1 protein-coding gene and 1 pseudogene are annotated in these 1,283 nt (G+C 60.2%); both read right to left on the reverse strand.

Going from position 1 to position 1,283, the window contains the following annotated elements:
- A pseudogene (locus tag DWV16_RS19720) lies at positions 1 to 436 on the reverse strand (D-2-hydroxyacid dehydrogenase); the annotation flags it as partial.
- Positions 437 to 464: 28 nt separating this feature from the next.
- Positions 465 to 1,283, reverse strand: an 819-nt coding sequence (locus DWV16_RS18310) for a sugar phosphate isomerase/epimerase (protein WP_118480876.1), incomplete at its 5' end; no start/stop codon positions are given.

Consider the following 1,283-nt stretch of genomic DNA (forward strand, 5'->3'; position numbering starts at 1 on the left):
CAAGCTCGATCAGCGGGTAATCCCAGAAGCACCAGTCGTCGTTATGCTCCCATCTGCCCTCGTGCACCGCCTTGTTGTGGTGCCCGATGTGGTGGCAGATTTCCAGAAGCAGCGCGATCGCGAACTGTCCCACCGCGTCGGTCCCGTAGGTCGGGATGTTGCACACCGGTATCCCGCGTTCTTTCGCCGCCCCAACATCCACGATGTTGTAGCCGGTCGCCAGCACCCCGATGAACTTCACATGCGGGCATTTCTCCAGCGTCTCCCGGCTGATCGGGGTTTTGTTCGTGTAAACCGCGTCCGCGTCCCCAATCCGCTCCGCGATCTTCTCCGCCGGCGTCCGGTCATAGACCGTCAGCTCTCCGAGCGCTTCCAGTTCCCCCCATGAAAGGTCGCCCGGATTCTCGGTGTATCCGTCCAATATCACGATTTTCATAAAAGTTCCTCCTTATCCGGCAAACGCCTCAGTCTTCCACCATTGCCCACGCGCGGTTGATCACACGCTTCGTGTTCGCAAGGATGATATCCGCGTCCTCGTCCCCAAACGGCGATACCTCAAACGACAGCACATACGGGTCGGCCGGGTTGAAGAATCCTTCTTCCTTCAGCACCGTGAAGAAATCCACCAGCTCCTCCGTGTCGTTCGCGCTGTTCGGGAATCCGAACCGCGGATGCTTGTCTCCGTATGCCGGGCATCCTTCCTCCACCACCGCGTTCCCTATGTGGAAATGCGTGATGTACGGCCGCAGCGTGCGCACCACGAATTTGCTCGTCTCGTAGGTGGTCGGGAAATGGCTCAGGTCCACCATCAGGCCGAAGTTGCTGTGCGTCAGCCGCATATCCGCCGCGAACCGCGCCGCCAGCGGCGCCGGCCCGATCAGCGCGGCTTTGTCCATGTCGTAATCGAACACCTCGAGCTCCACCATCATGCCTTTTGCCTTCGCGTAATCGCACACCGCGCGGGTCGTTTTCAGAAGCTGCGCATACGCTTCCTCCTTATGCGCCGCCTCCCATTTGCCCGCCAGGAACGCGATGCCTTTCGCACCCAGGTATTCCGCTTCGTCCACCGCTTCAATCAGGGTGGCCTCCGCCTTTTTGCGCCCCTCTTCGTCCAGGTCGTTCGGGTTCAGCTTCGGCCCCAGCAGCCGCGGCTGCGCTCCATAGCACACCTTCAGGTGGCTCTGCTCCAAAAGCGCCTTCGCTTTCGCGCGCGTCTCGTCATCCCCGACTTTGCACACTTCCACCGCATCGAAAAATTCGTCGCATGCGATCGTCTTCAGGCT

The organism is Anaerotruncus sp. AF02-27 (assembly GCF_003465835.1).
Lineage (GTDB): Bacteria > Bacillota > Clostridia > Oscillospirales > Ruminococcaceae > Anaerotruncus > Anaerotruncus rubiinfantis.